The organism is Nostoc sp. NMS8 (assembly GCF_017115045.1).
Lineage (GTDB): Bacteria > Cyanobacteriota > Cyanobacteriia > Cyanobacteriales > Nostocaceae > Nostoc.
The window spans coordinates 23,485-47,391 of record NZ_JABXKK010000111.1 but is presented as its reverse complement, the minus strand read 5'-3'; the positions used below and the strand labels follow the sequence as shown (position 1 = coordinate 47,391).

18 protein-coding genes are annotated in these 23,907 nt (G+C 42.1%); 6 read left to right on the top strand and 12 right to left on the bottom strand.

From position 1 onward, the window contains the following. Positions 1 to 686: 686 nt before the first annotated feature. From mtnA to HWQ39_RS29680, 5 genes are all read right to left on the bottom strand, one after another. Positions 687 to 1,766, bottom strand: coding sequence for an S-methyl-5-thioribose-1-phosphate isomerase (gene mtnA / locus HWQ39_RS29700; RefSeq protein ID WP_292853405.1), 1,080 nt, complete (start codon positions 1,764 to 1,766; stop codon positions 687 to 689). Between the two features lie 203 nt (positions 1,767 to 1,969). Further along, positions 1,970 to 3,310: a cytochrome P450 gene (locus tag HWQ39_RS29695; RefSeq protein WP_292853403.1), complete on the bottom strand. Its 1,341-nt coding sequence runs from the start codon at positions 3,308 to 3,310 to the stop codon at positions 1,970 to 1,972. Between the two features lie 263 nt (positions 3,311 to 3,573). Next, positions 3,574 to 5,481 (bottom strand): 1-deoxy-D-xylulose-5-phosphate synthase, encoded by a 1,908-nt coding sequence (gene dxs, locus HWQ39_RS29690; protein ID WP_292853401.1) that lies wholly within the window; start codon positions 5,479 to 5,481, stop codon positions 3,574 to 3,576. A 598-nt stretch (positions 5,482 to 6,079) separates the two neighbouring features. Then, the gene (locus HWQ39_RS29685) at positions 6,080 to 6,526 is read right to left on the bottom strand and encodes a hypothetical protein (protein WP_292853399.1); all 447 of its coding nucleotides are present in this window, start codon (positions 6,524 to 6,526) and stop codon (positions 6,080 to 6,082) included. A 241-nt stretch (positions 6,527 to 6,767) separates the two neighbouring features. After that, on the bottom strand, positions 6,768 to 7,139 hold the full coding sequence (locus tag HWQ39_RS29680) for a hypothetical protein (RefSeq protein ID WP_292853398.1): 372 nt from the start codon (positions 7,137 to 7,139) through the stop codon (positions 6,768 to 6,770). 110 nt (positions 7,140 to 7,249) lie between these two features. Here HWQ39_RS29680 and HWQ39_RS29675 point away from each other — a divergent pair, with 110 nt between their 5' ends. Together HWQ39_RS29675 and HWQ39_RS29670 are read left to right on the top strand one after the other, a co-directional pair. Next, positions 7,250 to 7,489: a hypothetical protein gene (locus tag HWQ39_RS29675; RefSeq protein ID WP_292853396.1), complete on the top strand. Its 240-nt coding sequence runs from the start codon at positions 7,250 to 7,252 to the stop codon at positions 7,487 to 7,489. A gap of 238 nt (positions 7,490 to 7,727) precedes the next feature. After that, positions 7,728 to 7,913 carry a hypothetical protein gene (locus HWQ39_RS29670; RefSeq protein ID WP_292853394.1) on the top strand — a complete coding sequence of 62 codons (186 nt, stop codon included), beginning with the start codon at positions 7,728 to 7,730 and terminating at the stop codon, positions 7,911 to 7,913. A 45-nt stretch (positions 7,914 to 7,958) separates the two neighbouring features. Here HWQ39_RS29670 and HWQ39_RS29665 read toward each other — a convergent pair whose 3' ends face one another. The 5 genes from HWQ39_RS29665 to HWQ39_RS29645 all read right to left on the bottom strand — a co-directional run bounded on the left by HWQ39_RS29665 (position 7,959) and on the right by HWQ39_RS29645 (position 13,648). Further along, positions 7,959 to 8,921, bottom strand: coding sequence for an aldo/keto reductase (locus HWQ39_RS29665; RefSeq protein WP_292853393.1), 963 nt, complete (start codon positions 8,919 to 8,921; stop codon positions 7,959 to 7,961). 518 nt (positions 8,922 to 9,439) lie between these two features. Beyond that, positions 9,440 to 9,745 carry a DUF4090 family protein gene (locus tag HWQ39_RS29660; RefSeq protein ID WP_292853391.1) on the bottom strand — a complete coding sequence of 102 codons (306 nt, stop codon included), beginning with the start codon at positions 9,743 to 9,745 and terminating at the stop codon, positions 9,440 to 9,442. A gap of 70 nt (positions 9,746 to 9,815) precedes the next feature. Further along, positions 9,816 to 10,070, bottom strand: a complete 255-nt coding sequence (locus HWQ39_RS29655) for a hypothetical protein (RefSeq protein ID WP_292853389.1) — start codon at positions 10,068 to 10,070, stop codon at positions 9,816 to 9,818. A 170-nt stretch (positions 10,071 to 10,240) separates the two neighbouring features. Then, entirely contained in the window at positions 10,241 to 13,309 is a 3,069-nt protein-coding gene (ppc, locus tag HWQ39_RS29650) for a phosphoenolpyruvate carboxylase (RefSeq protein WP_292853387.1), read from the bottom strand. A gap of 84 nt (positions 13,310 to 13,393) precedes the next feature. Then, positions 13,394 to 13,648 carry a hypothetical protein gene (locus tag HWQ39_RS29645; RefSeq protein ID WP_292853385.1) on the bottom strand — a complete coding sequence of 85 codons (255 nt, stop codon included), beginning with the start codon at positions 13,646 to 13,648 and terminating at the stop codon, positions 13,394 to 13,396. A gap of 472 nt (positions 13,649 to 14,120) precedes the next feature. Here HWQ39_RS29645 and HWQ39_RS29640 point away from each other — a divergent pair, with 472 nt between their 5' ends. Both HWQ39_RS29640 and HWQ39_RS29635 read left to right on the top strand, forming a co-directional pair. Then, positions 14,121 to 17,135, top strand: a complete 3,015-nt coding sequence (locus tag HWQ39_RS29640) for a DUF1574 family protein (RefSeq protein WP_292853383.1) — start codon at positions 14,121 to 14,123, stop codon at positions 17,133 to 17,135. 132 nt (positions 17,136 to 17,267) lie between these two features. Then, positions 17,268 to 18,767: an MBOAT family protein gene (locus tag HWQ39_RS29635; RefSeq protein ID WP_292853381.1), complete on the top strand. Its 1,500-nt coding sequence runs from the start codon at positions 17,268 to 17,270 to the stop codon at positions 18,765 to 18,767. A 67-nt stretch (positions 18,768 to 18,834) separates the two neighbouring features. On the opposite strand, the gene HWQ39_RS29630 is transcribed toward HWQ39_RS29635, so the two are convergent. Then, positions 18,835 to 19,944, bottom strand: a complete 1,110-nt coding sequence (locus HWQ39_RS29630; protein WP_292853379.1) for a HoxN/HupN/NixA family nickel/cobalt transporter — start codon at positions 19,942 to 19,944, stop codon at positions 18,835 to 18,837. Positions 19,945 to 20,504: 560 nt separating this feature from the next. Here HWQ39_RS29630 and psbA point away from each other — a divergent pair. Beyond that, the gene (gene psbA / locus HWQ39_RS29625; protein ID WP_292853377.1) at positions 20,505 to 21,587 is read left to right on the top strand and encodes a photosystem II q(b) protein; all 1,083 of its coding nucleotides are present in this window, start codon (positions 20,505 to 20,507) and stop codon (positions 21,585 to 21,587) included. A gap of 281 nt (positions 21,588 to 21,868) precedes the next feature. Then, the gene (locus HWQ39_RS29620) at positions 21,869 to 22,774 is read left to right on the top strand and encodes a site-specific DNA-methyltransferase (RefSeq protein ID WP_292853375.1); all 906 of its coding nucleotides are present in this window, start codon (positions 21,869 to 21,871) and stop codon (positions 22,772 to 22,774) included. Between the two features lie 80 nt (positions 22,775 to 22,854). Here HWQ39_RS29620 and HWQ39_RS29615 read toward each other — a convergent pair whose 3' ends face one another. Then, complete coding sequence (locus tag HWQ39_RS29615) at positions 22,855 to 23,067, bottom strand: hypothetical protein (protein WP_292853373.1); 213 nt, start codon at positions 23,065 to 23,067, stop codon at positions 22,855 to 22,857. Between the last annotated feature and the right edge of the window lie 840 nt (positions 23,068 to 23,907).

Here is a 23,907-nt window from a genome sequence, read left to right as displayed (position 1 = left end):
CCCCCCCTTCTACCCTTGCAATTTTACCTGTTTTAGGGAATGAAACAGCCCTGCCCTTTACAAGGGGCTAATTTGACTTGTGTATACAACCCTAGCTTTTTTAAGGGGGTTAAGGGGATCAACAAATATTTAATACTTCTCAGACATCTTCTGATAAATCAACGATTTTAAAAAAGCGAAATGGCATTTTATTTGCAAAAAACACCAAAATCAAAAAGCGAACTAGGGTTTGAGTAAGTCAAATGGCATTTTGAGAAAGCAAAAGCTTATTTGACTTGCGGAAAACACCGAAATGAGAAAGTAAAAGCTTCTTTTGAGTAAGTCAAAGCTTATTTGACTTGCGGAAAACACTAAAATGAGAAAGCAAAAGCTTCTTTTGAGTAAGTCAAAGCTTATTTGACTTGCGGAAAACACCAAAATGAGTAAGCAAACTGGGGTTTGAGAAAGCAAAAGCTTATTTTGAGTAAGTAATTGCGGATTCTACTTATTAAATTTAGTCCAAATATGAAGTTTAGATAAAATTATTGAAAAAATCGCTGATAAATTTTGATCTGTCAGATTTTAAAGTGGTCAAAAAACAAAATCCCCGGCTTTTCTGAAAAGTCGGAGATTTTTTTGGGGCAATCCCCTATAAAGTTTCCGTTATTCGGATTTAGAGTTATCGAGAACTCGGCGCAAGTTCTGCATTAATTCGGATTTAACCCAATCGGTAATTTCTTTAACTGTGATTTCGCTAATTTATCAGGTGCGATCGCTCCATTTTCTGTAATGATGGCTGTAATCAACTCAGCTGGAGTCACATCAAAAGCTGGGTTATAAAAATCTATACCCGCAGGTGTGAGAATAGTATCGCCAACTTGATATATTTCTGTTGGTTCGCGTTCTTCAATGGGAATTTGGCTGCCATCGGCTAATTCAAAATCGACGGTAGAAAGGGGTGCAGCGACAAAGAAAGGGATATTATGAGCTTTAGCTGCGATCGCCACACTATACGTACCAATTTTATTAGCAGTGTCACCATTAGCAGCAATGCGATCGGCACCCACAACTACAGCATGAATCAAACCCTGTTTCATGCAATGGGCTGCCATATTATCAGTAATTAATGTCACCGGAATACCTTCTTGCACACATTCCCAAGCGGTGAGTTTTGCACCTTGCAAACGAGGACGGGTTTCGTCGGCAAATAAACGTTCTAAACGTCCTTCCCTCCAAGCAGAACGCACAACACCCAAAGCTGTGCCATAACCAGCAGTAGCTAGCGCCCCAGCGTTGCAGTGAGTAAGTAGCGTCAGCCTTTCGGGGGTAGTGGGTAAGACTGCCAAACCATTGTCACCGATCGCTTGACAGGTTTGCAAATCTTCAACGTTGATTGCTTGGGCTGTTTGGAAAAGGGTTTGCTTTATGTCTTCAACAGTTCCCAGCGTTTCTTTAGCAACTTTCATCATTCGACTAATTGCCCAAAATAAATTTACCGCCGTCGGACGAGTAGAACGTAATAACTGAGCAACTTTATCTAAGTTTTGCAAAAATTCAGTGCGATCGCTTGTTTCAATTTCCCTCGCGCCAAGATACATTCCATACCCCGCAGCCACACCGATTGCCGGCGCACCTCGGACAATCATCGTTTTAATCGCCCGCGCCATATCTTCACTGCGGTGAATTTCTACAAAGGTATATTCGTTAGGTAAGCGCGTTTGGTCAATTAATGACACCGAATCGTTGTGCCAAATAACGGGATAAACCTGGTTTGTGGAAAGTGTCACGTCGCTTTGCTCCGAATTCAAAATTCAAAATTAATTATCCTCATAAATAAATTTAGGGGCAACTAAACGAACTTCATATTTCTCTCTACGAATTGTATGTATTTTGAGCCATACGTCTTAAAATACAACGTCCTTGTTAAATTCCCCTTTAGCTGATGCTGACGGAACGCCTAAATTTATTTATGGGGATTCCTCCTGCCTCCTTAAGCAACCTGTTTGAGTTGTACCTTCAGCCCGTTTTCTGGGCGTAAGGTAATTGAAGGCTGTGGCACGATTGAGTATCCTGGTACTAAATCCATTTGGAAGCTTTGAGCGATAGTTGCCAATAACAAAGCCGCTTCCATCTGAGCAAAACCTTTACCAATACAAATCCTTGGCCCATCTCCAAAGGGAAAATATACTCCTTTCGGTAGTTGCTTTTCAAATTCCTGTGTCCATCTTTCTGGTTGAAAAGCTTCAGGATTCTCAAAATACTTTGGATGACGGTGCATTACCCATTGGCTGATCATGATTGCCATGCCTTGAGGAATTTCATAATCACCAATCTGCGTATCTACTGCTGCTTCCCGCCCCATAAGAGGTACTGGAGGATACAAGCGCATTGATTCTTTGATAATTTGCTGTGTATAAACTAACTGTCCAAGGTCTTCTAGTGTTGGTAATTTTCCTTGCAGGACTTGATTTAACTCTGATTGTAATTTTTCACGCACTTCGGGATTTTGCGCCAAAAGCAACCACGTCCAGGATAAAGTATTGGCAGTAGTTTCATGCCCTGCCAACATTAAGGTAGCGACTTCATCCCGCAGCAATTTATCATCCATCTGCTGAAGAGTTTGTTCGTCTTTTGCTTCCATTAACATTGTCAACAAATCATTGCTTTTTTCTGTACTATTGCGACGTTCTTGAATCAGTTTATAAATAGCTTCATCCATTTGGGCAATAGCGTTACGATAACGGATATTTTCAGGTCTGGGAAACCACTCCAATACCAGAAAATTCTGCCGCCGCTTACTTTCAAACCACTGCATTGCTACATCTAGTGCATTGGCAACAACTTTTGCTTCTCCTGCATTTACATCTGAGCTAAATATGCACTTCATAACTATTTGCAGCGTTAGGTGCATCATATCTTCATGAACATCATGAGTTTCATCATCGTGCCAACTTTGAAGCATTTGGTTGGTGTACTCTACCATTATTTGGCTATAGGCATTAATCCGTTTTTGGTGAAATACTGGTTGGGCAAGACGACGCTGCCAAAACCAGGATTCTCCTTCGGCACTTAACAAGCCTTCTCCTAATAAGGTTTTTAAAGCCCGTAAGCCTCGACTTTTAATAAAATTGTTGCGATTTTTGAGGACTTCTTCTATATATTCAGGATTAGTTATTAAACAACTAGATGTTAACCCTAACTGTAAGGGAACAAGATCACCATAGTCACGACAACGGGTCAGAAATCCTAATGGGTCTTGTCCAAGTTCAAGTAGATGTCCAACTATTGAGTTGGCGGACGGTGCTGGTAACTCGAATACATCAGCAGCCATAGTAAAAAGCCTCTATATTTTTGTATATTTAATAACATTAATTTAACGGTAATATTTAATTCTTCCTCCAATAGAGGGATTAGGCAACAATTTTGGGTTTTCGAGACGCGATAAATCGCTGTCTCTACAAGTGTTTTGGGCTGATCTGAACTGTATTGGATTAGGCAAACTGCCTAGAAAATTTGGAGGGTTTTCAGTATCCTTATGAAAATAACCCCAGAATTTGGGGTTATTTTCATAAAACTATTTTGACTTAGAATTAGCTAAACCACAGCCGATACTTGCTGCTTAAAGAAAGCTTGCAAAACTCTCTCTGCTATTTGATGGCTAGTTAAACCTAGTTCTGCCTTTGATTCATTGGGTTCTGCATGATCTACCAATACATCTGGTACACCAAATCGCTTGACAGGAACCAGAATATCTGCATCTAGTAAAGCTTCAGCGATCGCACTACCAAATCCACCCATCACACAGCCTTCTTCTAAGGTGACAACGCGGCCGATTTTCTTAGCTAAAGGTAAAATCAACTCGGTATCCAAAGGCTTAACAAAACGGGCATTAATTACAGTTGCTTCAATCCCATGTTCGCTGAGAATTTCCGCAGCCTGCATTCCTGGGTAGACCATTGTGCCATAGGCGACGATTAACACATCATCGCCTGTACGCAGAATTTCACCTTTGCCAATTTCCAAAGGTTCCCAACCTTCTTCCATCAAGGGAACGCCGTAACCATTGCCACGGGGATAACGCATTGCGATGGGGCCACTGGTATGATTAACACCAGTTACTATCATGCTTTGCATTTCTGCTTCGTCTTTGGGTGCCATAATTGCTATGTTGGGAATACAACGCAGATAGGCAATGTCATACATACCTTGGTGGGTGGGGCCATCAGCACCGACAATTCCTGCCCGATCTAAGCAGAAAAATACTGGCAGGTTTTGGATGCAGACATCGTGAATTATTTGGTCGTAGGCGCGTTGCAGGAAGGTAGAATAGATAACAGCTACGGGGCGCATCCCTTCAGTTGCAAGTCCTGCTGCTAGAGTAATCGCGTGTTGTTCCGCAATGCCGACATCAATATATTGATTGGGTAGTTTTGCCTGAAGTTTATCTAAGCCTGTCCCTGTTGCCATCGCCGCAGTAATGCCGACGATTTTCGGGTTTTGTTCGGCAAGTTTCACCAGAGTGTGTGAAAACACTTTGGCATAAGCCGGGGGTTTGGGTTTATTAGAAGGAATGGCTTTGCCAGTTGCTACGTTGAAGGGGCTTTGGGCGTGGTAGCCAACTTGATCGAGTTCGGCAATTTCATAACCTTTGCCTTTGACTGTTGCGACGTGTACCAAGACTGGGCCTGGTATCTGATGTGCCTGTTGGAAGGTGGTAATCAATTCTTCGAGATTATGTCCATCCACTGGCCCAATGTAGGTAAAGCCGAGTTCTTCAAAAACTGCACCTACCTTAGGAACAGCCAAGCGTTTCATACCTTCTTTGATGCGTCCAAGTTCGGGAGACAGGGATTCACCCACGAAGGGAATTTGTTTAAACTGTTCTTCAAGATTATCTTTAATAAATTGCACCGGTTGGCTGAGGCGCATTTTGTTGAGATAGCGGGGAATCGCGCCGACGTTGCGAGATATGGACATGTCGTTGTCGTTGAGAACAACTAAGAGGTTAGTTTTCGGCATGTGTCCAGCATGGTTGATGGCTTCTAAAGCCATACCGCCAGTTAGCGCCCCATCGCCAATCACGGCAACGGCTTTAAATTTTTCCCCTTTCAAGTCTCGCGCTAAAGCCATGCCCAATGCTGCGGAAATACTTGTAGAAGCGTGTCCAGCCCCAAAGTGGTCAAATTTGTTTTCACCGCGTTTGAGATAACCTGCAACTCCGTCCTTTTGTCTGAGGGTGTGGAAGCGATCGTAACGTCCGGTAAGCAGTTTGTGGGGATAAGCTTGGTGTCCTACATCCCAAATCACTTTATCGCGATCTAAATCTAGCGTCTGATAAAGTCCTAGTGTCAATTCGACAACACCCAACCCTGGCCCCAAGTGTCCACCATTAACTGCTACTGTTTGGAGATGCTTATCTCGAATCTGACGGGCAATCTGTTGTAGTTGGCGAACAGATAAACCGTGCAACTGATTAGGATGGGTGATTTCGCTCAGATGCATATTATAAGGTTTTCCTCTCTAAACTTCAGTTTCGGTATTTTGATTTTCCCACGGTCGGGTTATCCACAGAATCAAACTCTTATATTGTTACTAAGTTGTAGTGGAAAGTATAACTTCGTAATTGATAATGGTGAAAAATTTGTTAACCATTAACAATTCGTCAAATTAATTTGCAATCAGTTGAAGCCATAACACATTTGTCAATAAGTAATGCTACTTAATATGTGTTTATATCCCGTATAGAAAAACAAGTTTTTTAGAAGTAATTTGCGGAAGTATCCTACGAAGATTACTCAATTTGACCTTTTTAAGTTAGTAAAAAAGAAAGTTAAATATTTTATTTATAACTATATATCTAGCACATTTGCTAGTAAATATTTAACTATTGTTTCTTCTGTTCTGCGTTGACAGGAGCTAGTTTTATCAGCGATCGCTAGTTTAGCTAGGCGCAACAAAGATGTATCTAAAATTACTTATTTGTTTTAGCAAAATTCAGTATTTTAGTAACTTAATATTTTTCTGAATCATTCGTAAAAAACAAGATCCCCGACAACTTTTACGAAGTCGGGGATCTACGGGTTGCGGCTATATCTATTCTCTATTTACCAAAAGCATCTTTAATGTTTTCGACAGTACGTTCAACAACATTCTTGGTGTTGTCTACTGCTTCTTTAGTGCGAGATGCATCTTCACTTGCTCTTCTTTGAATTGTAGCGGCATCTTTCTTTGCTTTGCGCTCAATAAAGCTACCATTGTCTGTTGCTTGGTCAACTTTACTGGCATTGCTCTTGGCAGCGTCTTTAACTTTATCTGCCGCATCATCAATGAAATTTTTGGTTCGTCCAGCATCTCTACTGGCTTTTTCTTGAGCGCGATCGCCTGCGTCTGAGGATGCAATCAAGGTTGCAGCAGGATCAGCCATTGCTGAGGTGTTTGAGAAAAATGCACCTTGCCAAACAAAAGCGATCGCTAACATACCAAGCAATGTTGTAGCCATCCAGCGTTTTACTGTGGAAAGCTGTTTTGTAACATAATTCTGTTTCATACAAGACAATCTCATGTGACTTAGTATACTAAATCTACTTTATTTAGCTTATTAGCCATATCAATCGCTAGATAGAAGTTTTAGCGTCAATAGTTATGAAATTAATTCACTATTTTGATAGATTGAATTTTGAGTAAAGATTATTCCTTGGTAATCAAAAGTCAAATTAAACAGGTTACAAATTTTGGATATGGGCGATCGCTCTTTAGTTAATTAACTTGCGATCGCTTCCAGCCGCCGATTACGCTATCGCAACTGACTTTTTACGGTTGGGACGCTTGCGTTCTGATTTTTTCTTCAGTCCGACTGCTTGGGCTTGATCGCTATCTGAGCCATATTGGCCGCGAATCACTTCTTTCATGGCTAATACAGCATTGTGAAATTCCCATTCTGCTAATCGCACAGCGTCAGCAGCAGCACGGTATAAAGTTAGTTTTTCAGTTTCGGCTTGTTGCTGCGCCAGCATCGTCTGATAAGCTTGCTGTAAGTTTGCTACAGACGCATCAGTACGGGTTGTGTTGTATGTGCTGATGGTTTGCAAGCCGTGCAATGAATTTATATCTTGACTAATTGATTGAGAAGGCAGACGGCGGGTTTGATCTTGGGCGGGCATATAGGCATACTGATATAGGTCATATATTTAATGTGCCCATTAGATCAAAAAAACTAACGGTAAAGTGAGATTTTTAGATCGAACAAGGTTAAAAAAGTGTGAGTTAATTTTTGCATGTCAAAACAGTAGCATTGTCAGTCAAAACAATGCCATTGCATGTCAAAACAATAGCATTGTCAGTCGAAACAATGCCATTGCATGTCAAAACAGTAGCATTGTCAGTCGAAACAATGCCATTGCATGTCAAAACAATAGCATTGTCAGCCGAAACAATGCCATTGCAGACATTAGATAGCGTGGCGATCGCAATTACGTCTAAGAGGTTTGCAGTAAGTTTTGGGAATCATTGAAACAACGTGAGTTCGATTGGTATATCATGTCCACCCAAAAAACCTCTCCCTGGTTTTACTACGCAAAACCTGTCCCTCTCCGACTCGGAGAGGGATAGGCTTGAACTTTAGTTCAAGGCAGGGAGAGGTCTGATTCCCTAGTTTTAAAGCAGTTGTGTCAACAAATATTGATAGACGAAGTAAAGCATATTCGTTTTCAATACGAGCGTTTGGCAGTTTTACACAGAAACCACCCTGCATGGTTACGGAAGGTCACTTATCTTATGCAGCATTTTCTTTACTATGTACCGTGATTCTAGTCTGGATTGGTCATCATCACGCACTCAGAGCTGGAGGACATAGTTTTACAAGTTACTGGCGGGATGCTTGGGTAAAAATGAATTTTGCTTGGGAACGAATGAAACCAGAAAGATACCAGTGGTAGCATATCGATGTGTGGACTTCCTCTACAGACAACACTCAGAAAGCATCACGCTGACATCAATTGCTGGATGCGCTGTGGTTCCTCTCCCAGCCAATCTGGATTTTGGGCGGTACTGTCAAAGATTGATGAGGTTTTGAACGGCTCAAACTCGCCGCGTGATGCTGCTTCTGCCGTTTTTGCTAAGAGCGATCGCACTTGCTCGTCATTCATTGGCTGGAATGTCCGCACTGCTTCAAAAGCTTGCTCTAGAATTTCCATACTGTCAATTCCGGTAATCACAACCGATGTCGGCAGATTCAAAGCATAGTGTAAACACTCAATTGGCGTTACTGTATTTGACTGTAAAAGAATACCGTTTGCCAAGCTTTTCATCCCCAAAACGCCGATGTTTTGTTTCACAAGTTCTGGTACAACTAGCTTTGCAAAGCTTCGGTAATGGGCATCCATGACATTTAGCGGCATCTGCGCCGTATCAAATTTAAACCCGTGAGTAGCTGCAACTTCTAGCGTGTGTAGATGAATATGGGGATCTTTGTGCCCGGTGAAGCCGATGTATCGGAGTTTTCCAGCTTTTCGCGCCTCAATGAAGGCAGCATTCGCCCCTTCTGGATCGAAAATTCGATGGGGATCTTCGTATCGAATCATTTCGTGATGCTGAACAAGATCGATGTAATCAACTTGCAAGCGTTTCAGTGATTCGTCTAGCTGTTTTGCAGCTTCTTTTTTAGAACGACCATCAATTTTCGTCATCAAAAACACTTTATCTCGGTAGCGATCGCGCAGTGCTTTTCCCATACGAATTTCGCTGACTCCACCGTTGTAATCCCAACTGTTATCCATAAAAGTGATGCCGCGATCGATAGCTGTTCTCACAATACGGATAGCCAATTGCTCATCAACGTGCTTCAAGGCGATGTGCCAACCGCCCAATCCGATGGCGGAAACTTTCTCTCCTGTGCTGCCGAGTACTCGATATTGCATTTCTGAATTTGACGTAGTTCCTGACATGTGTTCTCCAAGTCTTTCAGCTATTACTCAAGTACATATAGCCACCTGCTAATTCAAACACAAGGCAAAGTTGACAATATCTTGCTGTAGATACACTTTTCAACGCGATCGGGAAAAGACTCAAGAAGCCAAAATACTGATGGCAATTTAGGATATGTGAGGTAGAAAATTGAGATTATTGTAGAGACGGCGATTCATCGCGTCTTTTGCCTTAAGCGAACAGTATTAAGGGCACAGCATTGCTCATTGGTGTCAACTTAACGCGAAACCGCTTGTCCGCCGGGAATTGAAATTCCCGTCTCATAGCTAAAGTCATCTGAAGATGACTAAAAAATATTGCTAAAAATCTCCAGTCTACTTCAGTAGACTTAAGCTATTAGCCCGAAAATTTATTTCCGGGCGGGCATGGCAGCCAACAGATAAGCTATTTCCAGCTTAAGTTGACACCAATGAGCATTGCTGTGCCCCTACAACATATTTGGTTCAAATAAATGAAACCTGTTGTAAAACATCAACAATTATTTACCACTATAGAAAAAGGCAATTTCTTTTTCTTTAAGGGGTGCAAAATCAGCATCTACAAGTAATTGGTCGAGTTCTGCTTGGGGAATATGCTTTGCGCCAATTCGCACAATGCGCGATCGCATCGTATTAGATACACCACTGCGCTGTCTATTGCCTTCTAGCGCCATAACTTTACCATAGAGTTCTAACTTGGCAGGCGGAATAGGAGAACCATCAAAATCAATTCCCTGTGCGATCGCTTCATCAATCGCATCAGCCCCAGTAGTACTTTGATTCCCTGAGTTAGTTTCGGTAGGCATGGTGATTTTCTCTTCTTAGCTATGGGTAGATTTTACCAGCCTTGCTGACACCAAAGCCGCCAAAGGTTAACTAATCACGAGCTTGTCGCGTCACCACACCACCAACAAACGCCCCTAAAATAGTGCCTGTCCAAAGTCCTGTTGTGCTACCTTGCCACATTGCCCCTGGCGTCATCCAAGCATTGCACATCTCCTTTAAACCCCAAGGTTGGTTTTGGCACTTTTGGCTATGCAGCATCATGGTGATTTGCCCACTAGTGTAAGCACCAAAAAAACCTGATGACAAAGCCAAAAAAGTGCAAATTAAAATTCTATTTTTAGTCATTAGTCATTAGCCATTAGTCATCTAACTGGTTCCCAGCCTCTAGGGTGGGAACCCATTCTGGGAGGCTCCGCCTCCTCTTTCTTGACCAGAGGCAGAGCCCCTGGGAATATATTCCTAGCCTCCAGGCTGGGAACGAGGCTAATGCCCCATGCCCAATGCTCAATGCCCAATCAACCCGTATTTCTCATCCCAGCAGCAATGCCATTAATAGTTAACAACGCTCCTCGCAGTAACTCGCCTTTGCTATAACGAGAATGAATTACTCCAGAAGTAGCAGTCGTATTTAGGGACTGCCGTAAACGCTTGAGTAGTGAAACTTGAATAAATCCCAAAGGTACAATTGTGCCATTGCGTAACTGTACAGATCGTTGCAACACAGGATCGCCATCTAACAGTCGATTGTGATCGGTGATCTTTAACACCAAATCCCTTGTCAGATAAAACTCGCTGGCAATTTGGTCAAAAACCTTGGCAAAACGAAGTTGATCTTCTGGCTTGGACAATTCCTGGACGTAGTGATGTGCCATTTGCATATCTACCTTTGCCAAAGTCATCTCAGCCTTAGAAATCACCATCTTGAAAAAGGGCCACTTAACGTAAAAGTAGCGGAGCAATTTCAAGTGTTCTTCTGGTTCTTCGTTCAAGAATTCTTGTAAAGCTGTGCCAACGCCATACCAGGAAGGAAGTAAAAAGCGGGTTTGTGTCCAGCTAAATACCCAAGGAATCGCTCGTAGACTGCTTAAATCTTTCTTACCAGATGGACGACGTGCGGGACGAGAGCTAATTTGCAGCTGGCTAATTTCTTCAATGGGGGTTACTTGGTGGAAGAAGTCAACAAAATCAGGTTGTTCGTAGATTAGGGCACGATAATGTTGACGCGATCGCGCTGCTAATTCTTCCATAATCTCATTCCAGGGTTCAATATCATCAAACCCTGTTCGCAGCAGGCTGGCTTGAATCACTGCTGTGGTGATAGTTTCCATGTGGTATAAAGCCAAGTCCAATAAGGAGTATTTGGAAGCCAAAACTTCTCCTTGTTCGGTAATCTTGATTCGCCCATTGATACTATGACCTGGTTGAGCCAAAATCGCCTCGTAAGCAGGGCCACCACCACGTCCCACAGAACCGCCGCGTCCGTGGAAAATCCGCAAATTTATATCATAGTTTTCTGCTATTTGTTGCAGTGATTTTTGAGCTTTATGAATTTCCCAGTTACTACTTAAAAAACCAGAGTCTTTGTTGCTGTCAGAATACCCCAGCATTACTTCTTGCAAGTTCGTGGGAAGCGGGGAGGAAGAGACGGAGGGGGCAGGGGGGGATGCTTCATTCTCTACTTTTGTTTGTTCGTAGCCGCCGGCTAATAAAGCGCGATATAAGGGGAGTTCAAATAGTTTCCGCATGACGCTTCGGGAGCGTTGTAAGTCTTCTACTGTTTCAAAGAGGGGGACAACTTGAATGGTTCCCACAGCTATGGCGGGGTCAAAAAGTCTGGCTTCTTTGGCTAACAGTAGTACTTCCAGCACGTCGCTTACGTCGCGGCACATACTGATAATGTAAGTTTGGCAGATATTTAGACCAAATTCTTGTTGCAGCGATCGCACGACGCGAAAGGTTTCAATGACATCGTTGGTTTTTTCAGAAAATGGCAATTCTGCCGGAATTAATGGCCGACGGGTTTGCAATTCTCCTGTCAGCCAAGCGACTCTTTGCTCCTCAGATAGATCGTTGTAAGGTTGGGGTAATAGTTGTAGATATTCCAGTATCTCATTGAGCGCATCGGCGTGGCGGGATGACTCTTGACGGATATCTAGCTGTGTCAAGTTAAAGCCAAAAATTTCTACCTGACAGACGAGATTTTCTAATTCTCGACAACTTAAGCCTGTTTCTGTCAAGTTGCGTTGAATCATCCGCAGTTCTGCTAAAAAATCGTTTCCCGAACGATACAGGGGACTATCTTGATTGGTTGGCGTTTCCCGATTGTACAAAGCTAGATTGCGATCGCGAGTATTTTCCAGTCGCTTCAGCACATAAGCCAGTTTCAGCCGATAAGGTTCTTGTCGATAACGCAGCGCCAGTGCGTCGTATACCTCACTCAACTGCGACTGATCCGCTTCTAAAGATTCCAGCAAGTCTGGTAAGACATCACTCCAGTGCATCGACACACTCAACAACTCAATCAGATTTTTCACTGACTGAATATATCTCCCTAGCACCATTTTGCGCTGATAGCAAGCTGTCTGCCAGGTAATTTCGGGTGTAACTGATGGGTTCCCATCTCTATCTGAGCCTACCCAGGAGCCGAAGGAGCAAAAGTTTTTACTCGGTGGTTCTAGCCAAGGAAAGGTATTGGATAGAGTATGTTTGAAACGTTTATAAAGTTGGGGAATGCCATCAAATAAAACTTCTTGGAAGTAGTGTAGGGCATAATCTACTTCATCTAGCACCGTGGGTTTAAACTGATGAAGTTCGTCTGTGCGCCACCAGAGGCGAATTTCTTCGAGCAATTGTTCGCGGACATCTGCTGCTTCCCAAGGATATGCTCCTGGTGTAGTCCCAGAATGGTTTTCTAAAGCATCCAACTTCTGCAAAAGTTGTACTACTTGTCGCTGTTTATCCCGGATGGTATGACGAACAATTTCCGTCGGGTGGGCTGTGAAAACTAAGCGGACATCCAAATGTGCAATTAGACGCTGAATTTGCTGGGGTGGTACATTCAGTTTGAATAAATAGGGAAATAAGGCAGCAAAGGTACCTTTGGGTTTGACTTGCGCCTTTTCGAGATAATTCTTTTTGAGGAAGGCTGCTGCTATTCCCTTGCTAACAGGCGCGTCATCTTCTCTTTGATTAGACGAATAGTTAACATTGGCTGCTGTTTCCGGCTCGATTTCCTCGCTTTCGGCCTCATAGCGACTCAATTGCTGCCGTTGTTCGTATTCCTGCTCTATGATGTTAATCAACTGAAAATATAGAGCGAAAGCGCGAGCCGCGCGAATTGCTTCGTTGATATTTAGTTGTTCAATTAATTTGACGGCTGAAGATGCTTGGTCATTTGTTGCTTGCCCTTCTGGCGAACATAAATCGCGCAACTGCCGCAACAAATCTACCATATTTTGACCACATTCTTGCCGGAGAACTGACTCCCACAATTCTTCCACTACCTGGAGACGATGGCGCAAAAATAATTCCGACACCGGGTATATATCCGCAGTTTGAGACGAAGAGTATAAAAGGGAACCCATATTCTCTATTCTTGTAAAGCTAATTAGTGTTTACGGTTCTAGGTTTTGCACTTAATGCTCACTGGGTTGTTCCTGAGCAAATAATTATTTGGTGTATATCTTCTCATCTTGATTGATTTCGTGTTCATCTGGGAAATCTAGGTTGGGTAGGCGATCGCCTCGAAATAATTCTTCACTGGCTTCCCCTATGGCTTCTAGTGCTTTTACTGTAGTTTTTCCAGTAATCAGCAGCAGTAATATAGACGCTGTACCAATTTGTAAAAGGAACGACGGGGGAATGGCAAATAAATCCAGATTGGATGCGGGTTTAGATGAAGATTGTTGGTTGACAGGAGGCATTGCTAATTCTTGGTTATGGGAAATATGAGTAAGAAGAAGTTAGGAGTTATGAATTATGAGTCAGGAGTTAGGAGTTAAGATAACTCCAACGATAAAGGGAGGGAGTTTAATGAGATAAGCTTATTGTTTGTTTTGCCCATCTGGCGTATTAGGGCAGTGGGATGCAAATCCGGCTTTCAAGGACAAGTCATCAGCCAGTCATATAGAATTATTCTGACTCCTGGCTCCTAACTTTTAACTCCTAACCCCTAACTCCTAACTTCTGATTTTTGACTCCCTGTTAGTAAAATAAACGCAAAACTCAACATTAGTCAGACTTGCAACCCGTACAAGACTATCTTGGCCGATTTTATGAGCTACGAAGGTAACAAAATTGTTAAAAAAAAACGTCAGAGTGTGATAAACCTATGGTTCTAGTTTACAAGTGCAGGCACTATCCCCCAACAATCGCTGACTGTAAAGTTAACTGAGCATGAAAACAGTATTACCAGATCGCCAGCAATCCTTAGCGCAATGGGTAAGCCAGGCAACAGGGATCAACACTTTCGGGGTGAAAGTCCGGTTGCGGGGAAATGACCTTCATATTCTTTGTGAAGGAACGGAATGTCCTCAGCGTTGGCGTACTTTGTCTGACTTGCTGCAAGCACTACAGCAAACAAATTTAGATATCCTCACAAGCAGCGAACAAACCTCAATATATCAAGTATTTGTCTATGGCCGCAGAAAAGGGGAACAGCGCCCCTCATGGTGCCATCGAGTTCACTTGAATCAGATAGATAAGCATTTGGATGAGGTGCAGCAAGCGCTACTAGCAGACTCAGAAAAATCTAAACAATCGGGTGGGGCGCTAATTGTCTCTAACGAAAGTTTGGCACGCCAAGGCAACCCAGAGGCGATCGCTCGATATCTCAGCGAAACCCTAAGTACGTTAGGTGTATCAGTACAGGCAAAAATTAAGCCATATCAGCCCAAGAATTCTCAGCCAGAAGAAAATCGCCTGTGGATATTTTGCCAGTCGAGCTATAGCCCTGATGCATCATTGCTTGCTGAACCAATAGCACAAAAGTTGCGTTATCTCAAGCTTTCCGGCTACCAAGATGCTGTAATTGTTTCTCAAGTTAGCGGCGAAACTGCCCCTGATTGGCTGCTGCGGATAGACTTGACCCCACCAGAGGTAATGCTCAAAGAGTGGGCGCGTTGGGGAGATGTCCAAGCGATCGCTCGATTATTAACTGAGGTACTATCAGGGTTAAAAGTTGGTGTCCAAGTTTCTTTAAAAGAATCAACGCTACATATCTTTTGTATTCCAGCTTTTGATCTCTTAGGAACTGCCCCTATCCCAGACAAGGCAGTGTGTTTAGAGGCAATTTTACCGCAACTAGAAGCGATCGCACCTCAAGGCATTCTCGCCGCCACCGTCTACGGACAAAAAGCAGGCGACATGCAGCCGACTTGGATTGATTGGCTGAGTTTACCCGCAGCCAACAATCCCATCTTTGCCACATCACCGCTCGATTTAGCCAATACTGGCGATGAACCTGCGATCGTATTTTTACTGGAGCGTTTACTCAATCCTGATTTGGATTGGCGGCTATTAACAGGTGGCATTCGCGTACTTCTACTGAACAAAAATGATTTATTACACATCATGTGTGATGCGCCTGTTTGTCCAGTGCGGCAACAAGTAGCAAGTAAAATTACGCAGTTTATCCGCCAGTTAAAAATTCCCGGTATCATGGGAGTACGTGTCTACGGTCGCCGGGCTGGGAATAAAGAACCTTTTTGGCATTATGGCGTCGATCTTGAACATCGCCAACGTTTAGTACCAGAGGCAACCCCAGAATTTGCTGCTACTTCTAAATACGTTAACGATTTAGTAACCTCTGAGACTAGTGAGCCAATTTTGCGCCCCGACTTAACCACAGAAGAAGTTCAAAGTTTTGTAACCGAAGTAGCGCGAGATTGGCTGACAACGACAAGTGCAACAGCAAAAAAATTGCTATTGAACAGCCAGCTATTTACCGAAAGCAACCAATCAGCAGAAGATAACCGTGATGTTCAAGGAATTAAGATTGCTCTAGTTTGGGGAACACTGGGATTATTGCTCACCCTCCAAACTGATTGGGTACTGGGTCAAATTATTGCACGTACTACACCAAGTTCGTCAAAAGTCGCTAGCGTCTCCCTCCCATCATCTTCTGAGCGCCAAGCATCTTTGACATCTGAAAAAAATCAGAGTGAGAAAACAACATTTTTTACCAGCACTTCCAAAACGAAATCTCCTCCAAATCAGAGTTCTGTATTTAATGCTTCGGAATTTACCCAAAGCGATGATACTCCGAAAAATAATTTGGCAGCCGCCCCACTGAAGGAAAAAGCTACCGCAACAGCTATTCTTTTAGCAGCGCGATCGCAACTGCCAAGTTTCAACGTCAGACAATTAGACGAGCAACTAGCACTGTATAAACAGCGTTTAGCTAGAACTGGTACTCCGCCAGACGTGTTGATTATTGGCTCCTCCCGCGCCCTCAGAGGAGTAGATCCCGCAGCACTTTCTAAAGCTTTAGCGACTCAGGGCTATCCAAATCTTGATGTATTTAACTTTGGAATCAACGGTGCTACTGCACAAGTTGTAGACTTTGTAATTCGCCATGTACTGCAACCATCAGAACTACCCAAAATAATTATCTGGGCAGATGGCGCCCGTGCTTTCAACGGCGGACGCGAGGATATTACCTTTAAATCGCTTGCTGCATCAGCTGGTTATAAACAAGCATTCCAAAAAACAGCAAACCCTGCAAATAGTAATGATTTGCCAGAAAATACAGTAAATTCAGGAGAAAAAAAGACAACCGAAGAAAAACCGGAGATCAGCACTTATGAAGCTGTCAATCAGTCCTTAAATCAGGCTTTGGCATCTGTTTCTGCTAGTTATAAAAACCGTGACCAAATAAAAAGTTTACTGCAAAAACAATTCCTTGCAGTTGGTCATAATCAGACAGTTACATCAGAAAAACAGCTAACAGACGCTACTTCAGATGAGAGTATTTTTCAGCAAGCAGTTGACTTTGATGGCTTTCTACCCTTGTCTATTCGCTTTAATCCCGCGAGATATTATCAAAAACATTCTAGAGTTCCCGGAAATTATGACAACGACTATAAATCTTTCCAGGTAGAAGGACAGCAAGATACTGCTTTCCAAGAGGTGCTTCAGTTTACCCAGGCTCAGAAAATTTCCTTAGTGTTTGTCAACATGCCTCTGACGGCAGATTATTTAGATCCAGTGCGTAAACAATATGAGCAACAATTTCAACAATATATGTTGCGTTTGGCTACTAATCCCAACTTTATTTATCGTGATTTGAGCCAACAGTGGCCAAAAGCAAATGACTATTTTTCTGATCCTAGTCACCTCAACCGCTTTGGCGCATACGAAGTCTCGAAAAAGTTAGCTAACGATCCGATGATTCCTTGGCCAGTGAAGTAGGGGATTGGGGATTGGGGATTGGGGACTGGGGACTGGGAGCTAGGCAGAATAATCTACAATACCCAATGACTAATTACTAATGACCAATGGCCAATGACTAATGACTAATGACTAATGCCTAATGACTAAAAAATGAACTTTATATCAATTTTCTATGGGCTGTTCTTGTTGAGTGTATTAGGAATTTACTGGTCTTTAGCACAACAGAAATTTCGATTATGGACGTTGCTAATTGCCAGTCTGGTTTTCTATGCATCCTTGCACATCCAATACATACCATTACTATTAGCTTTGACATTTATTAATTTCCGTGTGGGACTGGAAATTGGTAAAAATACATCACCAGGAAAACATTCTCTTGACTGGCAAATCTCTAACGAAGAGTGGCAATTTGCTCAAGTTGATTGGAATCGTCGCCGTCTCAAAGTTTTGTGGTTGGGTATAACTCTAAATGTTTTACTGCTGTTAGCTTTTAAGTATTTAACCCCCTTATTCAAGTTTGTTTTTAATATACAAACCAACTCACCAGATAGCTCTTTTAAATTGATTGCACCTTTAGGAATTTCATTTTTCACCTTTGAATGCATTGCCTATTTAATAGATGTCTATCGCGGTGCCCCTGCTACTGATAATTTTCTCAAATTTGCTACATACAAATTATTCTTCGCCAAACTGATTTCAGGCCCGATTACGCGCTACCACAACTTAGCAAATCAATTCAATACACTAGATTTACCTAGTGCTGATAGAGTAGCTGAGGCGCTGTGGTTGATTGCTAGGGGCGCAGTTAAAAAGGGAATTTTTGCAGACCACTTGGGAATTTTCGTCGATTTATGCTTTGGGAATTTGCAACGGGCGGGTAGTACCGATCTTTGGTTAGCGACATTTGCCTACGGCTTGCAATTATATCTAGATTTCAATGGTTACGTAGATATTGCCCGTGGGAGTGCTTTGCTTTTCGGTTTGGTTCTACCTGAGAATTTTGACTTTCCCTATTTCAGCACCAATATCTCAGAATTTTGGCGACGCTGGCATATCACTCTAGGAGATTGGCTGCGTAACTATGTCTACTTTCCTTTGGGCGGTTCTCGTCGAGGTTTAGTCCGTACCTGCTGGAATTTATTTCTTGTGATGCTAATTGCTGGTATCTGGCACGGTGCTGCTTTGGGTTATGTCGTTTGGGGCATATTCCACGGATTAGCCTTGGTGGTTCATCGACTTACAGATTCTATAAGCGATCGCTTTGAAAAGCTAGAACAATTCTGGCAAAATCCTCTGGGTATTTTTGTCGCTTGGTTATTAACCCAACTGATGGTTTTTACCTCTTGGATTTGGTTCCGTTTACCTAATCTCCAAGACTCTTCTTTAGTAATTCGGCATCTTTGGGGTTATCCGGCTGACGCCCAGTTTGCGGAAAAGGTCTATGTGGAAGCCTTAAATATGAGCCAATCCCAACTCACTTGGGTACTTCTAGCTTTAGCTGCCCTGATGACTGTAGTCTATACCTTCAACCGAATGCTGAAGTTAGAGTTTAACTGGCCAATTAAACTTGTATTCGTTCCCATCTGTTTCTACGCTGTTTGGTTATTAGCCCCCGAAGGCAGTTTGCCCTACATCTACTTTGATTTTTAAATGTCAACTTGAATTCGCACTTCCAAGTCGGATACTGGCTGTAAACCTTGTCCATGCTTAAGATCGATCATCTTTTTTGATTTGTATCTATTCCCTTATTCCTTGTCTGCTTAGGGGTTGTAGTGGTAGTAACTTCCAAGTCATCGTACTTTTTGACTTTGTAGATGAAAGTCGAGAGTAACCAACTTAATACAAAAATGCCAATAATCAAGTAGCCAATTGTGCCAAAATTATCACTTAGTTCACTAATAAAATCCCAAAACCAACCTTTCAGTTCTAACTGATCGCCAATGATGCTCAGAGCTTCAATCCCTCCGATGATTACAGCGACCAGTACAGAAACAAAAGTGATGGTCATATTGTAGTAGAGCTTGCGGATTGGTTTGATGTAAGCCCAGCCATAAGCACCAAGCATTAAAATGCCGTCAGTAGTGTCAACTAGGGACATACCTGCTGTGAACAAAGCTGGAAACAATAAGATCGACCAAATTGGCAGACCTTTAGCCGCTTGACTTGCAGAGATCCCAAGCAGTCCTACCTCGGTCGCTGTGTCGAAGCCTAAACCGAAAAGAAACCCCAAAGGGTACATTTTCCAGCTACTATCTATCAGCCGAAACAAGGGACGGAAGAAGCGACCTAACAGCCCACGTTGGTTCAAAAATTCATCTAAAGACTGATCGTCGTAGATTCCTCCCCGCTTTACGCTTTGGAAGGTTTTATAGACATCCCAGAGAACCACCATATTAATCGCTGCAATTGCCAGTAGGAAAAGTGCAGAAACAGTAGTGCCAATTAACCCACCAACCTTTTGAAAACTAGGAAAGTCCTTTTGAATGGTTGAGGCAGTCAATGCGATCGCAACAGAGGCTAAAACTACAATGGTGGAATGACCCAGTGAGAAAAAGAACCCAACAGCAACAGGTCGTTTGTTCTCCTGCATCAATTTACGGGTAACATTGTCAATCGCCGCAATATGATCGGCATCCACAGCATGACGCAGCCCAAAGCTATAAGCTAATACGGCAGTGCCAAGCAGAAGGGGGTAACTGTGGAATGCAATGAGGGCAACTACCCAAACCAAAATATTCACGCTAATCAAGAATGCATAAATGTTGATAACTTTACGTCTAACGTTTCTGGAGCTATCGTTGAAAACACGCGAAAAACCTGATAACATATATTTCCTCATTTAAAGACAGATTTTTGTTTGGTAAAAACGGATAGGACTGTATTAGCAGCGAAAAACTGAGCCTAACTATTTCATTTAGGCTTGTGAAGATTATTTAAGAGATGTAACTTTTTAATAAAACCTATTAGGATACAAACTGCAATCCTCTGGGGGGGCATTTCAAGATTTCATTAAGACTTAAAATATTTCCCACAGGCTGATTGTAAAGAAGTGTAAAGGCAAGTAAGGGAAATCCACCTACCATCTCAATTAGCCAGACAATTGATTAAGCCCCTTATTAAAGGCAGGAAAACTTCCGCCACAGAGTAGTAGGCGATCGCATCCTCGAAAGTAATAGCAAGTTAGGTGGTGAAATGCCTTATAAAGCGTCAATCCATGACTTATTTAATAGTAGAAAAACTTTACAGTTCGACTAGCTTGTTAAAGAATTTTGTTAAAGAATATTAAGTCACAGATTGCGTCCAAGTAAATTCATGTAGACTATATTTCAACAGGCGAAATTTATTTCGTTTGTTCCATATTTAACAACCCATAGCACTTATAAAACCATGACCACAACCTTACAACGGCGCTCTGGCGCTAGCGTATGGGATCGCTTCTGCGAGTGGATCACCAGCACCGAAAACCGTATATACATCGGTTGGTTCGGCGTTTTGATGATTCCTACCCTGCTAGCTGCAACCACCTGCTTCGTAATTGCCTTCATCGCTGCTCCTCCTGTGGACATCGATGGAATCCGCGAACCAGTTGCAGGTTCTTTGATCTACGGAAACAACATCATCTCTGGTGCAGTTGTTCCTTCTTCAAACGCTATCGGCTTGCACTTTTACCCAATCTGGGAAGCAGCTTCTCTTGATGAGTGGTTGTACAACGGCGGCCCTTACCAATTGGTAGTTTTCCACTTCTTGATTGGTTGCGCTACTTACTTGGGTCGTCAGTGGGAACTTTCTTACCGCTTAGGTATGCGTCCTTGGATTTGCGTAGCTTACAGCGCACCTTTGGCTTCCGCTACCGCAGTATTCTTGATCTACCCAATCGGTCAAGGTTCTTTCTCTGATGGTATGCCTTTGGGTATCTCTGGAACCTTCAACTTCATGATTGTGTTCCAAGCAGAACATAACATCTTAATGCACCCCTTCCACATGTTAGGTGTGGCTGGTGTATTTGGGGGTTCATTGTTCTCTGCAATGCACGGTTCTCTAGTAACTTCTTCCTTGGTGCGTGAAACCACCGAAACCGAATCACTAAACTACGGTTACAAGTTCGGTCAAGAAGAAGAAACCTACAACATCGTTGCGGCACACGGCTACTTCGGTCGTTTGATCTTCCAATACGCATCATTTCAAAACAGCCGTCAATTGCACTTCTTGCTCGCAGCTTGGCCTGTCGTCGGTATCTGGTTCACCGCTTTGGGTATCAGCACGATGGCATTCAACCTGAACGGTTTCAACTTCAACCAATCAATTATTGACTCCCAAGGTCGCGTAATCAGCACTTGGGCAGACGTAATCAACCGCGCTAACTTGGGTATGGAAGTAATGCACGAGCGTAACGCTCACAACTTCCCCTTAGACTTAGCTGCTGGTGAAGTTACTCCTGTAGCAATGACTGCTCCTGCTATCAACGGTTAATACTCCAGTATTAGCTAAATAAAAAGCGCCCTCCAGAAATAGGGGGCGCTTTTTAATTGAAGAAGAATTCAGCATCAAAGCAGATTAGTTTCGCTATGCAATACTGTTCGATTAAGGCAAGAGACGCGATGAATCGCCGTCTCTACAATGGCGATTTATCGCGTCTTTGCGCTCTCGCATTTTCATCAAAAAACCTTAACCAAACTGTATTGTTAAAATAAAATATCCAGACAATATCAAAACAAGTTATAACTATAAAAAACGAGATAATTTTATCACTCTTGCAAGAAGAACTAATAACGCCACCAAAAGAAATAATTTTTAATCCCTATTATACCCAGCAGAACGGAGCCGCATATTTAGGTGATAGCCTTAAACTTATTAAATTCATTGACGATAATAGTATCAATTTAATTATTACATCACCTCCATTTGCTCTCACACGAAAAAAAGAATACGGTAACGAAAGTGCAGAAAAATATATTGAGTGGTTTTTACCTTTTGCATCCGAATTTAAAAGAGTGCTGGCAGATAATGGCTCATTCGTACTAGATTTAGGTGGCGCTTACTTACCTGGTAATCCCGTTCGCAGTATCTACCAATACGAACTTTTAGTTAGATTATGTAAGGAAGTAGGTTTCTTTCTTGCTCAAGAATTTTACCACTATAATCCATCTCGACTGCCAACCCCTGCTGAGTGGGTGACAATCAGACGAATTCGTGTGAAAGATTCTGTAAATACAGTTTGGTGGTTGTCTAAAACACCAAATCCTAAAGCAGATAATAGAAAAGTTTTAAAGCCTTATAGCCAAAGTATGAAACAGTTACTCAAAAATGGCTATAAAGCAAAAATACGTCCTAGTGGACATGATATTTCTGATAAATTTCAAAAGGATAACCAGGGTGCAATTCCACCCAATTTATTAGAAATTGCTAATACTGAATCTAATAGTGCCTATTTACGACGCTGCAAAACAGCAGAAATTAGACCCCATCCAGCACGTTTTCCTCAAGGGTTCGCCGAGTTTTTCATCAAATTCTTAACTGATGAAGGTGATATAGTATTAGATCCATTTGCAGGTTCTAATACAACTGGCTTTGTTTCTGAGACTCTACAACGCCGCTGGATATCTTTTGAAATTAATGAAAATTACGTAATGGGAAGTCGTTATCGATTTGGCCAATAACTAAATTAACTGAAGAGTCAAGAGCCAGAAGTTAAAATTTCTAATTCATAACTTGTAACCCATAACTCATAACGACTTACTTAAATTTCTCCATTTACCTGCATTTGATGAACTTGATCTGCTAACTCTTGACGACCTCGATCATCTAGTTTGTCAATAGCTAACATCCCCATGAGAATAACTTCTTTCAGGGTCAAACGTGTAGAATGTGCCTGTTTTTGCACAATCTCTTTAATAATGGGACTAACACCAATCGCTGTACTAGCTCTAGCCACGTAAAAAAAGGGAAACACTAATGATTCAGCCTAAATCTTAGCACTTCTAATGAGGTTATTCTCTAGAGTTAAAACTTAATTTAAATGTGTTTCAACTCATACTTCAATGAGTAAACATAAATTTCAAATGAAGTATATAGGAATCCGATTTGATTACGGAATTTATTTTTGTGGTGCGTGTTCGCGTTAGCGTAGCCTCTCGTAGAGAAGCGTAGCGCAAGCACCATAGGAAGGGAATAGGTGTGTACTGAGTTTTTTCAAAAATCAAATATGAGTCTTATAGTAAGTTCTCAAATTCTCAGTAGGGCAAACTTAATACTTGCTTATCGATGACACACCATCGTATGATATCAATATTATCGATGATTACACTTACACCTATTACTCATTTGATAACTGCTACCTTTGCAAAGCTCAATTTCGCATAAAAAGTGAAAAGTGTAGATGTAAAGCGGTCTTTCGTCAGGCATCGCTTCTAGGTCTAGTAAACTCTCATGCGATCGCCACAATTACTGAAATCTAGAAATCTGGAATTTTATGGTAATTTAATCAAAAGCAAAAACCTCTCTCCTGAGATGCTCACAAATCACTCACTAATCGCCGAGTTTGCCAACACTTAATTTGTGACAACTGAGTGTAAAAAGTGTAGCCAAAGAAATCAGTGTCTTCAGTAGAAAAATCTCATAAATAATACTTCTATACTACTGATAAAACCCTACTTTAAAGAGATCGTAAATTGTCAAATATAATCTCGTGAACACGCTTTACAGAACTATACAGTCTAAATAAGAATAGTAGATTAACCGAAGTAAAATTTTCCTGAATACAGACAACGAATGCTGTGATATGGAAAAGCAG